A 15,020-nucleotide genomic window follows, 5' to 3' on the forward strand; every position below is an offset into this window, starting at 1 on the left:
ATTTATTCAACAAAGCCCCCCCAATGGACCCCATTATATCACGGTACCCAAAGGGCATGCCGCTCGGTTGAAAGATTCGCTGGCCGATGGCCGGATCGCTGTGACTCAGCTAACGCTCTTGTTAGTGAAGAACAGCGATTTGTCTGGTGGCGGTTGGTATAAAGTGCGTTCCGGCGATACCTTATCGGGCATTGCAAAGCGCTTGAACATCAAGAGCAGTAATTTTGCAGAGTTGGAACAACTTACGTGCCAAGAGCCGCCTTAAAAGTCGGACAAACCCTGCAAATAACCAGTAATAGCAGCATCACCTATTAGGTTCGTAAAGGTAACTCGCTGGATAGTATCGCACGTCGTCACGGTGTCGATGTTGACGATGTGATGAGTTGGAACTCAACGCTCGGCAGAGGTAGCAGCTTGCAGCCCGGTCTTAAACTGACCTTGTTTGTTGGCAATAAAATAACGACGGATGCCTAAGAGTCTGTCCCAATAGGCGTACATTGTTGCTGCTAGTTTGCACACGGGACAGTGCGCAACAACTGGCGCGTACAGGAAGTCCGTGGGGATGGTGAGCACAGCCCAGATCCTAAATGGCAAATAAAATAGCCTAATGGGATCGGTTTTAATATTCGGCATAAAATAAGCCCGCTTCAGTTAGGCATCTGGCGGGGCTTTTTACTTCTCAGTGTCAGTCTTGCCTGCTGCCTAGCTCCGGTGAAACTCTACCAGCAGTGGGTTGTGATCCGAGGCGCTGGTCTCCAACACCGATGATTTCACCACCCGAAGATCCCGATAAAATACAAAGTCCAACGGGCGACCAAAAGCCTTGCGGCGATAATCGTCGATAAAGTTCACCTCACGTAACGCCATACCACTGGCGAACTCATACAGTGCATTAATACGTTTGCGGTTCCAGGCATTAAAGTCCCCGGCCATAATCACCGGTCCCTGATGGTTGACGATTTGTTCGCCGATCGGCCACAACTGCCTGCTGTAAACATCAACGCCCAGGCTAAAATTTACCGCATGGATATTCACCACCATCAATAGCTGATCATTGAACACCGGGTAGACGGTAATCAGGGCCGATTTTGCTAGGCGCAGCAAAGGTTCACGCTCACGCAGCGGGCAGCAATATACCGGATGTGCCGCCGCCAGCATCATCACGCCGGATGGATGTTGCGGTAGTACAAATGCTGGCACCTGATCGGTTGTTAGATAGTTGGCGATGGCGAAACTAACCAGTTCCGGGGTGGTTTGCGCCTCTTGCAGCAGCACCAGTTGCGCATCCCTGCCATAGTTTTTCAGTCCCCAAAGCCAATCGTCTCGCTGCTGTTTAAATATGTTCCACACCATCACCCGCAGGGTACCAACAGTAGGCAATGAGGCCGTTGGCGACAATGGCTGGTTGATGGCACCAGGGAAAATTCGCTTAACTGGCTGGCCTGCAACATACCTCAAGGCATAAGTTCGTTTCAGCAAGATATTCGCCTATTTCCAATTTGAATCAAATTGGCAAAGAAGTCTTCACCAACAATGGATTGATTATACGCCTGCCTTATTCTATTTGTGATGCTGAGAACCTATCCAATTAGGCTATTTTATTTACCATTTAGGATCTGGGCTGTGCTCACCATCCTCACGACTCCCACTAGACGCCGGTTATGGCTCTCTGTCCGTGTGCAAACTGGCGGCAACAATATACCTCTGCTGGGATAGGCTCTTAGTTTGAGATAAAAATTTATAAAAGGTGATGCTCTCAACGTATAGCTCAACTACCTTTGATTTTACCTATGAAAAAGCCCCAAGTCTCTGGACTGCACCAGGGCTAATCAATGATGTTCAAGCCCAACCACGTGGAGCTAGGGCCACTTGAAGGCGATGCTGTGCCATTGCCGGACGCTGCCCAATACTGGGCGTTTTTACTTCCGTTTCATCCTGTTTCAGCAATCTAAGGTTGCAACGAACTCATCTTCACTCAGCATATTGAGCACAATAACCTGCTTTTGCGCACAGGCAGGCTTTGTTGAATCAATCGAACTTTTGGCCGGGACGAGGATCAGATCACTCTCCTTATATCAAAATAGCAATATTCCGTGGCCCAGCAAAAGTTCAACATCACCAACTGGAAGGCTTACAACAACGCCCTTATCACTCGGGGTTCACTCACTTGCTGGGGGGATGAAACGGCACTTCACGCCTGGTACTGCGAGGCAAAACCTTCTCTGCGTGGTCGCCGACACCATTATTCCGATATGGCAATCACCAGCGTATTAATGCTGAAACGGATTTTCGGCCTGACACTTCGCGCCCTCCAGGGCTTCGTCGACTCCAGTGTCACACTGATCAAAGTGCCGTTGAACTGCCCGGACGACACCTGCATCAGTAAGCGGGCGAAGTCTGGCCATGTCCCGTTTAAAACCGCAACGCCAGGTGGCGCACCAGCGCCTTACTGGAGACAACACACGGTGGAAAAGTATTACAGGCTACCACCGACGTTCGATAGCGGCAACAGCGAGGTACAGAGTAAAACAGCTATTTCGTAGTCACCTATTGCTGCGAGATTATGATGGGTAAGTTGCAGAGGCGATGGCCATGATCTGTGCATTAAACAAGATGCCGCTCGCCGGTATGTCATAAAGTGTACGCCTTGCCTGAAAGATGCCCATTCAGGAGAATATTTATTCCAAATCCGATTTATTCAACAAAGCCCTCTTTCCACAGAATGTGGCACAGCTTGTGGTTTTTCTCGCGGCACAGCAACACGCGGGCAAATACATCGTTGATCGGTTCGCCATCGCTGTCCGCCAGGCCGATCACCACCTCGGCGAAGAAATCTGGATCCAACTTGACGTCTACATGTTCCTGCCAGTCTTCCGCAGGGTCGTACAGCTCAGCGGTACCGCGTTGCTCAAACTGCAAATTGAACAGCAAAATATCCGCCAGATCCAGATTGTCGCCAGCCAGCGCCAAATAAGGTGTCTTAGGCTTGTTCCAATGTTTCGTCTTCGGTAAGGCGGTTATTCAATTCCATAAAAAAATCCTGATAAAATGATTGTGCGCTATTTAAGTAACGCGCAGTACGGCTTTCTACAGAAATGGGCTGAAAAAGTAGAATAGCCGCTCAAGCAAGTGGTGCCAGAATGGCCGATTTTGCCACTCTTTGGCATTTAGCAGTGTTGAACGAGCGATATAGTCTTCTTGCACGCAGGCCAGATCGCTGCCAAAGCCATCATCGTCGATAACTAGCGTGATTTCAAAGTTCAGCCACAGGCTGCGCATGTCGAGATTGACGGTGCCGATCAAGCTGAGTTGGCCGTCTACTAACACGCTCTTGGTATGTAGCAGGCCACCGGTAAACTGGTAAATATTCACCCCAGCTTCCAGCAACTCAGAGAAAAATGCCCGGCTAGCCCAGCGCACCATCGTAGAATCGTTGCCACGCGGCACGATGATGCTAACCTCAACCCCGCGTAGGGCCGCAGTGCAGATAGCGTGCAATAGATCGTCGCTTGGCACAAAGTACGGCGTAGTCATGATCAATTGCTCACGCGCCGAATAGACCGCCGTCAGTAGCGCCTGATGGATCAACTCTTCTGGGAAGCCAGGGCCGGAAGCGATCACCTGGATGGTGTGGCCGCTTTCCTGCTCGCACGGGATGATATTGATATCAGGTGGTCGCGGAAAAATACGTTTGCCGGTTTCAATCTCCCAGTCGCAGGCATACACGATACCCATGGTGCTGGCTACCGGGCCTTCCATACGTGCCATCAAGTCAATCCACTGGCCCACCCCAGCGTCCTGCTTGAAGTAGCGCGGATCGACCATATTCATGCTGCCAGTATAGGCAATATAATTATCGACCAGCACTACTTTGCGGTGCTGGCGTAGATCCATGCGGCGCAAGAAAACGCGCAACAGGTTAACCTTTAGCGCTTCGACAACCTTTATGCCAGCATGGCGCATCATGTTCGGATAGGGGCTACGGAAAAACTGCAAGCTGCCGGCAGAGTCCAGCATCAAACGGCAATGCACACCCCGGCGGGAAGCTGCCATCAGCGATTCGGCTACCTGATCGACCAGACCGCCAGGCTGCCAGATATAGAACACCATGTCTATATTATCGCGAGCCAATCCAATATCACGGATCAGCGCCTTTAGCGTTTCATCGGTGGTAGTGAACAGCTGGAGCTGATTGCCTTTTACGCCATCGATGCCCTGTCGGCGATCGCACAGTTGGAATAGCGGCCTGGCGACTGGGGTATACTCTGTGGCGAAGATCCTGCGGCTTTCTTTCAGTTCATTCAGCCTGCTGGCGGTGGATGGCCACATTGCCTTGGCACGTTCGGCACGGCGTCTACCCAGATGCAACTCACCAAAGGATAAATAGGCCACGATGCCAACAAGCGGCAGAATATAAATAACCAGCAGCCACGCCATTGACGAAGGCACTGCGCGGCGTTTCATCAAAATACGCAGCGTCACCCCGGCGATAAGCAGCCAATAGCCGAACACCATGAGCCAATTGATTACAGTATAAAATATTGTCATAAGGCTGAAAATTCCGTTTGCAAACCACACATGAGGAGTGTACGCATAGATAGGCAAAGGGGAAACCTTTTCCGGGCGGCTGATACTGCATAATTATGATGAAGTTAAGAACGTTCGCTGCGGTTGTTGTGCTCTTTCCGTGTCCAAACTTGCGGCAACAATGTATGCCTACTATGATAGGTTATAAAAAATACAATGTGTCTTTGGAATAGCTAAAGGGGGGGCCAATCAAGGCTAATGATCCAGGTAAAAGTGCGGTGAGATCGAAATGATTTCCGATGCGCATGGACTAAACAGCCAGATTACGTTTTGCTATGGTTACTGAGGGTTAAGAGTCTATACCGCTTTCGTTCGGTGATTATCCTCAGATAACTCTTGCCTAAGCGCAAGCGCCGTCATGCGATGCGCGGTGTATGTACTTCAGAAGGCGTTGTTGAATAAATTGAACTTTTGGCCGGTTGGCCGGCACGCGGATCAGATCACTCTCCTTCTGTCAAAATAGCGACATTCCGTGGCCCAGCAAAAGTTCAACATCACCAACTGGAAGGCTTACAACAACGCCCTTATCACTCGGGGTTCACTCACTTTCTCGGTGGATGAAATGGCACTTCACGCCTGGTACTGCGAGGCAAAACTTTCTCTGCGTGGTCGCCCACCACATTATTCCGATATGGCAATCACCAGCGTACAGGGCTTTGTCGACTCCATTGTCACACTGATCAAAGTGCCGTTGAACTGCCCGGACGACACCTGCATCAGTAAGCGGGCAAAGTCCGGCCATGTCCCGTTTAAAACCCCAACGCCGGGTGAAATTGCGCACTTCGTTATCGACTCTAGCGGGCTCAACGTGTTGGGTTAAGGGGAGTGGAAGGTAAAAAAACACGGTCACGAAAAATGGCGGATCTGGCGAAAACTGCATTTGGCCGTAGATACAGAAACACATGAGGTCATCTGTGCTGACCTTTCCTTGAGCAATGTCACCGATATCGAAGCCTTCCCAGGTCTTATCCGCCAGAGGTACCGTAAAATCAAAGTCGCCTCGGCGGATCGGGCTTAGGATACGCGAGTGTGTGATGATGAGTTAAGGGGCAAGAAGCTCAAGGCGTTAATACCGCCCAGCAGCGGAGCCCGTTATTGGTCGGCAGACTATGCAGAGCGAAATCAAGCGGTGGCGAACCAGCGCGTTACCGGAGACAATACACGGTGGAAAAGTATCACAGGCTACCACCGACGTTCGATAGCGGTAACAGCGAGGTACAGAGTAAAACAGCTATTTGGTGGTCACCTATCGCTGCGAGATTATGATGGGCAAGTTGCAGAGGCGCTGGCCATGATCTGTGCATTAAACAAGATGCCGCTCGCCGGTATGCCTGAAAGTGCACGCCTTGCCTGCAAGCTGCCCATTCACGGGACTCTTTTATTCCAAATCCGATTTATTCAACAAAGCCGAAGTCGTAGCTCAATTCGGATAACTCAGGTTCTTTGCAAATATCAGGCTTTGACGATAATAGCTACTTTACCCCACTGCGCAGTCTCTTCGCCTTCGGCTTTCCAAGTCTGCCCTCACGATAGACACCCTTACCGGGTGTGTAGAGGACTTTTACCGCCTAGACGCGACTGGCACAATCATAAGACAGCGGCCGTCAGGCGTATCATAAGCAAAGGTCCATGAGCGAACTGCATCCTTTTTATACCAGCCAGCGGATCGTTTAGTTGATCATTAAATGATCAGCATTAGCCACATGGGCTGGTTTTTTTGTTGGGGGATCCAAGCTAAAAATTTACTTTTTTCCTTCTACCCATTTGCCGTCCACATAGAAGGCAGACCAGCCGGTCGCCTTGCCGTCTTTCTCCGAAGTGACATATTGCTGTTTAGTCTTGCGGCTAAAACGCACTAGCGTTTTATTACCCGCACTATCGGCCACTGGCGCATCCATCAGATAACGGAGTTTCTCCGCTAGGCGATCCTTAAAGCGAACCAGTTCTTCCACCAGCGGCGCGCGGGTTTCACGAGATTTAGGGAAGGTGTTAGCCGCCAGGAATATGCCAGCTGCCCCATAGCGCAGGACGAAGTAAGCGTCAGATTTCTCGCACGGTAGTTCCGGTAACGGAACGGGATCCTCCTTCGGTGGTGCAACGTCGCCGTTACGCAGGATCTTACGGGTATTTTTGCAGTTATCATTAGTACAACCCATGTACTTACCAAAACGCCCCATTTTTAGGTGCATTTCAGAACCACACCTGTCGCACTCAACTACTGGGCCATCATAATTTTTCAGACGGAAATCTCCCTCTTCGATCTCATGACCATCACACGACGGGTTATTGCCACAGACATGCAACTTACGTTGATTGTCGATCAGGTAGCTGTCCATCGCTGTACCGCATTTATGGCAACGGCCACGGGCACGCAACGCATTGGTTTCCGCTTCATCCCCTTCGAGAATATTGATTACTTCTGCTTCCGGCACTAAGTTTATGGTGGTTTTGCAGCGTTCCTTCGGTGGCAGCGTATAACCGGAGCAACCGATGAACACGCCGGTACTGGCGGTTCGGATACCCATTTTGCGTACACAGGTTGGGCAGTCAATGTTGGTCATCACCATTTGGTTAGGGCGCATGCCACCCTCTTCTGGTACTTTCTCTGCTGTTTCCAACTGTTCGCTAAAATCGGCGAAAAATTTATCCAGTATCACTTTCCACTCAGCGTGATTATTGGCAACCTGATCCAACCCATCTTCCATGCGGGCGGTAAAATCGTAATTCATCAATCCACAGAAGTTCTCTGCCAACCGGTCAGTCACGATCTCGCCCATTTTCTCCGCGTAGAAACGGCTGCTCTCCACCCGCACATAGCCACGATCCTGAATGGTCGAAATGATCGACGCGTAGGTCGACGGACGACCAATGCCACGTTTTTCCAGTTCTTTGACCAATGAGGCTTCGCTGTAACGCGCTGGCGGTTTGGTAAAGTGTTGGCTTGGGATAAATTTTTGCAGATCCAACTCGCTGCCAACTTCAATAAACGGCAGTGTACGGTCTTCATCGCCCTTGCGCAGCGCAGGCATTACCTTAGTCCAACCATCGAAACGCAGCGTTCGACCCTTAGCGCGTAGCTGGTAATCACCCGCCTTAACCGACAATATGGTGGAATCATACTGCGCTGGCGTCATCTGAGAGGCGACAAACTGACGCCAGATCAACTGATACAGCTTCTGCGCGTCTGCTTCCATATCTTTCAACTGCTCGGTAATCGCGTTGACGTCTGAAGGACGGATGGCCTCGTGTGCTTCCTGTGAATTTTCCTTGCTGCTGTACTGATTCGGCTCTTTTGGCAAATACTTAGTACCAAAATTGTCACCGATGTAGCCACGCACCATGGTGAGTGCATCTTGGCTCAAGTTGGTGGAATCAGTTCGCATATAGGTAATGTACCCGGCTTCATATAACCGCTGAGCCATCATCATGGTTTTCTTCACACCAAAGCACAGGCGAGTGCTGGCGGCCTGTTGTAAGGTGGAAGTAATGAACGGTGCGCCCAGCTTGCTGCTGGTCGGTTTGTCTTCACGATCCAATACGGTATATCGTGCCTGCTCCAGCAGCTTGATGGCGGCGTGGGTTTCCTGGTGATTGACCGGCTTGAAGGGTTTATCGTGGGCATGTGTCACTGCCATCTGTAGCGCAGTGTTACTCTCCGCCAACAGATTAGCGTGCAGTTCCCAGTATTCTTCGGGTACGAATGCCTTGATGTCGCGCTCACGTTCAACCACTAATCGCACAGCTACCGACTGAACCCGCCCGGCAGACAAGCCTCGGGCGATTTTCTTCCACAGCAGTGGAGATACCATGTAGCCCACCACGCGATCCATAAAGCGGCGCGCCTGCTGTGCATTGACGCGGCCAATATTCAATTGGCCAGGCTGTTTGAATGCCTGCTGTATCGCTTTTTTGGTGATTTCGTTAAACACCACACGGCTAAAATGCTTGTCGTCCCCACCGATCACTTCCCGCAGGTGCCAGGCAATGGCTTCACCTTCACGATCAAGGTCGGTGGCGAGATAAATATGCTCGGCTTTTTCCGCTAACGATTTTAACTCAGCAACCACTTTTTCTTTACCCGGCAGGATTTCATAATGCGCTTTCCAGCCGTGGTAAGGATCGACCCCCATACGATTAACCAGCGCCGTCTTCTCATCTTTCTTAACTTTCTTTTTGGCTTGATCTATAGCTAAATCAGTACTTTTTTTGCTTGCTGAGCCACTGGTGGGCAAATCACGGATATGGCCAACGCTGGACTTCACCACATAGCCATTCCCTAAATATTTATTAATAGTTTTAGCTTTTGCCGGGGACTCAACTATTACAAGAGCTTTACCCATATTTACCTTTACCTAAATTTATAACTTCTAGCTAGAAGAAAGCCTTTTATCTCGCCATACCACAGCAATCGTGTCTCTTTTTTATATTGCGGCAATCAAGAAAGAGATCAACATATTTTTTGGCCGTATGGCTGTACGAAATTCAATCATCATGTAAATAAAACATTCCACCCAATGCCGCAAAATCACACACTGTACCTGATAAAAAGCGCATTAATTTCTTGCGGCAGATTCTTTTAGACCAGGCTCGGTTGCATAAGACAAAACAACCGCAGTATTTAGAATCTATCCCACCAGGCTAACCTTTGCCATCTTGGCCCTGGGCAATGCTCACCATCCTCACATCTCCATGTACGCTACGGGTGTTGCTCGCTGTCCGTGTCTAAACTGACTGCAAAAATATACGCCTGCTGGAATAGGCTCTTAATATGTTTAAACATCAGCCCAGCGGCTTTTCTCAGAAATAAAAAAGGGGCAAGCCCCCAGTGTAAATTTAATAATCACATTCAAAATAGTTTTTTATCCCCGCGTTGCCACCAGCGCAGTAGTAGACGATCTACACTCTCGGCGACACTAGCGGTGAAGCGATCCACCAGGCGTTTGCGGCGCGTATAGCGTACAGAGATCACTTTGTAGCTATCGATCTCGGCAATCAGGAGATCGTCGCTGGTGCCGATCGCATCGATGAGTCCTTTCTCTTTTGCCTGGGTGCCTAACCAGTGTTCACCAGTGGAAACGCTGCCGATATCCAACGAAGGTCGCTGCTGGTGCACGAACTGTTTGAACAGTTCATGAGTCTTGTTCAGATCCGATCGGAACTTCTCGCGGCCCTGTTCGGTATTCTCACCAAACAGCGTCAGCGTGCGTTTGAATTGCCCAGCTGTATACAGCTCAACGTCGATATCGTTCTTTTTCAACAAGCGGTGGAAGTTTGGGACTTGCGCTAACACTCCGATTGAACCGATTACAGCAAAGGGGGCCGCTACAATGCGATCAGCCACACAGGCCATCATATAACCCCCACTGGCCGCCACCTTATCGACTGCTACCGTCAGGCGGATCAAGCCCTTACGCAAGCGTTCCAACTGAGAAGCCGCCAGACCATAGCCGTGCACCACACCGCCAGGGCTTTCCAGCCGTAGCAGAACTTCATCTTGCGTGGAGGCTACCGCCAGCACCGCCGAGATCTCCTCACGCAGCGAAGTGACTTCATGAGCATCCATGCTACCTTTAAAATCCAGCACGTACAGGCAAGGTTTGGTCACCTCGATAGCACCGGATCTGGCGTTTTGCTTTTTCAGCTTGTCGTCGGCTTTAGCCTGCTTCTTAAATTGTTTGCTCCAAATTTTTTGTTCTGCCTCACTCATGCGCGCCAGCCGCATGGCGCGCTGCATTTCACGATATTGCTCCCCCAGATCGGTCAGTTGCAGTTCCCCTTTCTGTCGGTTCTTACGTTGCCCTAGGCTGGCTGCTAACAATGCTAGCACGCCAATGGCGATGACCACCGTCGATACTTTAGCCAAGAAGAGGCCGTAAACAGATATAAACTCCACAGATTCCGCCTTTATTTACAGGTTTTTAGTATGATCGAGATCATTTTAGCCAATCGCGGCGTCTGCTGTCGCGGCTAAATAAGAATTTCTTATTCAGGGGTGCGGATGTTTTCCTGGACTAATTTAAGGCTTAGCCAAATCATCACTATGCAACTTTGTGATAAAAGAATGCCGTACTCATTGAAAATGCAAGACATAAGACACATTATTTGTCAACCTGATATGGCTTCGCAATTCACCCATTTCCCCATACAAGTGAGATAGCCAGCAAGGCGCAAGGAACGATTGTGCATTACACCCCACCAAAGCACCTGCCCAAACAACGCATTATTTTGGTCACCGGAGCGGCGTTGTTGAATAAATCGGATTTGGAATAAAGAGTCCCGTGAATGGGCAGCTTTCAGGCAAGGCGTACACTTTCTGGCATACCGGCGAGCGGCATCTTGTTTAATGCACAGATTTACTCTGTACCTCGCTGTTGCCGCTATCGAACGTCGGTGGTAGCCTGTGATACTTTTCCACCGTGTGTTGTCTCGGGTAAGGCGCTGGTTCGCCACTGCTTGATTTCGCTCTGCATAGTCTGCCGACCAATAACGGGCTCCGCTGCTGGGCGGTATTAACGCCTTGAGCTTCTTGCCCCTTAACTCATCATCACACACTCGCGTATCCTAAGCCCGATCCGCCGAGGCGACTTTGATTTTACGGTACCTCTGGCGGATGAGACCTGGGAAGGCTGCGGTATCGGTGACATTGCTCAAGGAAAGGTCAGCACAGATGACCTCATGTGTTTCTGTATCTACGGCCAAATGCAGTTTTCGCCAGATCCGCCGTTTTTCCTGACCGTGTTTTTTTACCTTCCACTCGCCTTCACCCAACACGTTGAGCCCGGTAGAGTCGATAAAGAGGTGCGCAATTTCACCTGGCGTTGGTGTTTTAAACGGGACAGTGATAAGGGCGTTGTTGTAAGCCTTCCAGTTGGTGATGTTGAACTTTTGCTAGGCCACGGAATATCGCTATTTTGACAGAAGGAGAGTGATCTGATCCTCGTGGCGGGCCAAAAGTTCGATTTATTCAACAACGTCAATAATGTGTTTGTAAGCCTTCCTGCACTACAGCAACTATCATGAATCTCCAAGCCAGGCTGTTTACCTGACAGTGCTTCTCAGTTTTTCCGCGATCCGGTACACTGCAAGGCGGAAGATTGACGATAACAAGAGGTTCTTCATGTACCACAATCTTATTCGCAGTGAACTGAACGAAGCAGGCGATACTTTGGCGAAATTTATCAGTGACGATGCTAATATCGACGCTATTCAACGCGCGGCAGTGCTGCTGGCAGACGCCTTCAAAGCTGGCGGCAAAGTGATCTCCTGCGGCAATGGCGGCTCTCATTGTGACGCGATGCACTTCGCCGAAGAACTGACCGGCCGCTACCGCGAAAACCGCCCCGGCTATCCGGCTATTGCGGTCTCCGATGTCAGTCACCTGTCCTGCGTCAGTAACGATTTTGGCTACGGCTATGTGTTTTCACGCTATGTGGAAGCGGTGGGTCGTGAAGGCGACGTGTTGCTAGGTATTTCCACTTCTGGTAACTCCGGCAACATCATCAAAGCCATCGAAGCGTCACGCTCCAAGAGGATGAAAGTGATTACCCTGACCGGTAAAGACGGTGGCAAAATGGCGGGTTCCGCCGATGTGGAAATCCGCGTGCCACACTTCGGCTATGCTGATCGCATTCAGGAGATCCATATCAAAGCGATCCACATTTTGATTCAACTTATCGAAAAAGAGATGATCAAGGCATAATTGCTAATGCGAAGAAAGAAGGGTATGGGGGCAGCATGTTGCCCCCATACTAGGTAGTGTCAGTGTGATTAAGGAGTGCTGGCGATGTGTGAATTGCTTGCGATGAGTGCAAATGTCCCAACCGATATCTGCTTTAGCTTTTCCGGATTGCTCCAGCGTGGTGGCCGAACTGGGCCACATAAGGATGGCTGGGGCATTACCTTCTATGAAAGGAACGGTTGCCGCACCTTTAAAGATCCACAGCCGAGTTTCAACTCGCCGATCGCCCACCTGGTTCAGGACTACCCCATACAGTCCTGCGCTGTGGTTTCGCATATCCGCCAAGCCAACCGTAGCAAAGTGGCATTGGAAAATACCCACCCTTTTACCCGCGAGCTGTGGGGGCGCAATTGGACCTATGCACATAACGGCCAACTCAAAGGCTACCGCCAGTTTAAAACCGGCACTTTCCGTCCGGTAGGCCAGACTGACAGTGAGTACGCTTTCTGTTGGCTACTGCATCAGTTGTCTGTGAAATACCCGCGTACTCCCAGCCATTGGGCAGCGATATTCCGCTATATCGCGCAGCTGGCGGATCAACTGCGCCAGAAAGGGGTGTTCAATATGCTGTTGTCGGATGGCCGCTTTGTGATGGCTTATTGCTCCAACAACCTGTGCTGGATCACGTGCCGCGCACCTTTTGGCAAGGCCACGCTGCTTGATCAAGATGTTGAGATTGATTTTCAGCAGCAGACCACACCTGATGATGTGGTTACGGTGATTGCTACTCAGCCTCTGACCACCAACGAAACCTGGAACAAGATCGCGCCAGGTGAGTTTGCGTTATTTCACTTTGGTGAACGGCTGGTTCTGGGTTAAGAAGTGGGGGTTTGGGGGTGGACATGGCTGACGTGGTGCCATCGTATCATTGCTCATCAGCGGGCGATTCAGCACGTATTGATCATTGGCGATAGCCATCCTGGGGAGGGTGCTGGTTTTTGACGAAGTAGTCGTAGCCAGGTTTCAACTGCCACCAGAAGGCGATCAGGGGACTCTTTATTCAAAATCTGATTTATTCAACAAAGCCCATTGCGAATCATAGTGCCCCAATTTCGAGCGATATCCGTATCAATCTGCAGGGAGGAAGACCTTTTCCCCGCTTCGTTCTGAATAAAAATAGCGGAGGCGACTAGCAGCGCATGCTGGCAGACCCGGAAATGAATACCGCCCCCTATGTTGATTTGCTGAGTAACAAAATGATGATTCCCTTACATCGGGATAAGGCTGAATCATTTATTCAGAATGGTAATCCTGTCGGGATGCTTGAAACCTGGGATAACATTGTTACCTGTGCTGAAGATTAGTATGGACTGACCTCCACTTATATTCACAGTCCGCATAGCCGTATCCAACATCATTTTCATTTCGTTGATGGCATACCGCCTAAAGGGATAGTAAACAATGACAGATGCTCTGGTTACATGAATGCTTGGAGCTGGCCTATGCAAAGTTGCGATGAGTACGGTATGGAGAGGGTGGTGAATAATCATATGTTGCGAACTGATAGCTGGGGTCCGTGGCATGAACTTGGGCAGCATTTCCAGATGCGAACGGCGTTGTTGAATAAATCGGATTTGGAATAAAGAGTCCCGTGAATGGGCATCTTTCAGGCAAGGCGTACACTTTCTGGCATACCGGCTAGCGTCATCTTGTTTAATACACAGATCATGGCCAGCGCCTCTGCAACTTACCCATCATAATCTCGCAGCAACAGGTGACTACCAAATAGCTGTTTTACTCTGTACCTCGCTGTTGCCGCTATCGAACGTCGGTGGTAGCCTGTGATACTTTTCCACCGTGTGTTGTCTCCGGTAACGCGCTGGTTCACCACCGCTTGATTTCGCTCTGCATAGTCTGCCGACCAATAACGGGCTCCGCTGCTGGGCGGTATTAACGCCTTGAGCTTCTTGCCCCTTAACTTATCATCACACACTCGCGTATCCTAAGCCCGATCTGCCGAGGCGACTTTGATTTTACGGTCCCTCTGACGGATGAGACCTGGGAAGGCTTCTATATCGGTGACATTGCTCAAGGAAAGGTCAGCACAGATGACCTCATGTGTTGCTGTATCTACGGCCAAATGCAGTTTTCGCCAGATCCGCCGTTTTTCCTGACCGTGTTTTTTTGCCATCCACTCGCCTTCACCCAACATGTTGAGCCCGCTAGAGTCGATAACGAGGTGCGCAATTTCACCCAGCGTTGGGGTTTTAAACGGGACATGGCCGGACTTTGCCCGCTTACTGATGCAGGTGTCGTCCGGGCAGTTCAACGGCACTTTGATCAGTGTGACAATGGAGTCGACGAAGCCCTGGAGGGCGCGAAGTGTCAGGCCGAAAATCCGTTTCAGCATCAATATGCTGGTAATTGCCGTATCGGAATAATGTGGTGGGCGACCACGCAGAGAAGGTTTTGCCTCGCAGTACCAGGCGTGAAGTGCCGTTTCATCCCCCCAGCAAGTGAGTGAACCCCGAGTGATAAGGGCGTTGTTGTAAGCCTTCCAGTTGGTGTTGTTGAACTTTTCCTCGTGCCGGCCAAAAGTTCGATTTATTTAACAACGCCTGTGAAAGCTGCAAACCCCGCAGTGATTTAACCCGATGAACGTAAAGTCTAGCAAGCGTGATCACCCTTATCTACGTGCGATGATTAAATAGCAGGGAGCAACTTTATGACAAGCGGTCTGGATTAGCTATAATAC

Annotated in this window: 10 protein-coding genes and 6 pseudogenes; 9 read left to right on the forward strand and 7 right to left on the reverse strand. The window is 50.2% G+C overall.

Annotated features, from left to right (window positions below):
- Positions 1-19: 19 nt before the first annotated feature.
- Positions 20-474: pseudogene (locus tag AACL06_RS06430) on the forward strand (LysM peptidoglycan-binding domain-containing protein); the annotation flags it as partial.
- 228 nt (positions 475-702) lie between these two features.
- On the opposite strand, the gene AACL06_RS06435 reads toward AACL06_RS06430, so the two are convergent.
- Positions 703-1,479, reverse strand: a complete 777-nt coding sequence (locus AACL06_RS06435) for an endonuclease/exonuclease/phosphatase family protein (protein WP_339036525.1) — start codon at positions 1,477-1,479, stop codon at positions 703-705.
- Positions 1,480-2,020: 541 nt separating this feature from the next.
- Between AACL06_RS06435 and AACL06_RS06440 the strand changes: the two genes are divergently transcribed.
- Complete coding sequence (locus AACL06_RS06440) at positions 2,021-2,182, forward strand: hypothetical protein (RefSeq protein WP_339036526.1); 162 nt, start codon at positions 2,021-2,023, stop codon at positions 2,180-2,182.
- A pseudogene (locus tag AACL06_RS06445) lies at positions 2,115-2,571 on the forward strand (transposase); the annotation flags it as partial. The gene AACL06_RS06440 and the pseudogene AACL06_RS06445, both read left to right, overlap by 68 nt.
- Positions 2,572-2,694: 123 nt before the next feature.
- Here AACL06_RS06445 and AACL06_RS06450 read toward each other — a convergent pair.
- Both AACL06_RS06450 and cls read right to left on the reverse strand, forming a co-directional pair.
- Positions 2,695-3,031, reverse strand: a pseudogene (locus tag AACL06_RS06450) (HI1450 family dsDNA-mimic protein).
- A gap of 56 nt (positions 3,032-3,087) precedes the next feature.
- Positions 3,088-4,548 (reverse strand): cardiolipin synthase, encoded by a 1,461-nt coding sequence (cls, locus tag AACL06_RS06455; protein ID WP_339036527.1) that lies wholly within the window; start codon positions 4,546-4,548, stop codon positions 3,088-3,090.
- A 450-nt stretch (positions 4,549-4,998) separates the two neighbouring features.
- On the opposite strand from cls, the gene AACL06_RS06460 reads away from it, so the two are divergent.
- A complete protein-coding gene (locus AACL06_RS06460; RefSeq protein ID WP_339036528.1) occupies positions 4,999-5,148 on the forward strand; it encodes a hypothetical protein in 150 nt (49 codons plus the stop codon).
- A pseudogene (locus AACL06_RS06465) lies at positions 5,081-5,938 on the forward strand (IS5 family transposase); the annotation flags it as partial. The gene AACL06_RS06460 and the pseudogene AACL06_RS06465, both read left to right, overlap by 68 nt.
- Before the next feature lie 391 nt (positions 5,939-6,329).
- Here AACL06_RS06465 and topA read toward each other — a convergent pair.
- The 3 genes and pseudogenes from topA to AACL06_RS06480 form a co-directional block, all read right to left on the reverse strand.
- Complete coding sequence (topA, locus tag AACL06_RS06470) at positions 6,330-8,927, reverse strand: type I DNA topoisomerase (protein WP_339036529.1); 2,598 nt, start codon at positions 8,925-8,927, stop codon at positions 6,330-6,332.
- Positions 8,928-9,433: 506 nt separating this feature from the next.
- On the reverse strand, positions 9,434-10,480 hold the full coding sequence (gene sohB / locus AACL06_RS06475) for a protease SohB (protein WP_339036530.1): 1,047 nt from the start codon (positions 10,478-10,480) through the stop codon (positions 9,434-9,436).
- A 461-nt stretch (positions 10,481-10,941) separates the two neighbouring features.
- Positions 10,942-11,418, reverse strand: a pseudogene (locus tag AACL06_RS06480) (IS5 family transposase); the annotation flags it as partial.
- Positions 11,419-11,704: 286 nt separating this feature from the next.
- Here AACL06_RS06480 and lpcA point away from each other — a divergent pair.
- The 4 genes from lpcA (at position 11,705) to AACL06_RS10615 (ending at position 13,908) form a co-directional block, all read left to right on the forward strand.
- On the forward strand, positions 11,705-12,286 hold the full coding sequence (gene lpcA, locus AACL06_RS06485) for a D-sedoheptulose 7-phosphate isomerase (RefSeq protein WP_339036531.1): 582 nt from the start codon (positions 11,705-11,707) through the stop codon (positions 12,284-12,286).
- Positions 12,287-12,370: 84 nt separating this feature from the next.
- On the forward strand, positions 12,371-13,144 hold the full coding sequence (locus tag AACL06_RS06490; RefSeq protein WP_339036532.1) for a class II glutamine amidotransferase: 774 nt from the start codon (positions 12,371-12,373) through the stop codon (positions 13,142-13,144).
- A gap of 320 nt (positions 13,145-13,464) precedes the next feature.
- Positions 13,465-13,629, forward strand: a complete 165-nt coding sequence (locus AACL06_RS06500) for a hypothetical protein (protein WP_339036533.1) — start codon at positions 13,465-13,467, stop codon at positions 13,627-13,629.
- Positions 13,630-13,815: 186 nt separating this feature from the next.
- Entirely contained in the window at positions 13,816-13,908 is a 93-nt protein-coding gene (locus AACL06_RS10615; RefSeq protein WP_425336938.1) for a hypothetical protein, read from the forward strand.
- A 23-nt stretch (positions 13,909-13,931) separates the two neighbouring features.
- Here AACL06_RS10615 and AACL06_RS06510 read toward each other — a convergent pair.
- Positions 13,932-14,873 (reverse strand): annotated as a pseudogene (locus tag AACL06_RS06510) (IS5 family transposase).
- Positions 14,874-15,020: the final 147 nt, after the last annotated feature.

Source organism: Serratia symbiotica (Periphyllus acericola) (assembly GCF_964019515.1).
Lineage (GTDB): Bacteria > Pseudomonadota > Gammaproteobacteria > Enterobacterales > Enterobacteriaceae > Serratia > Serratia symbiotica_D.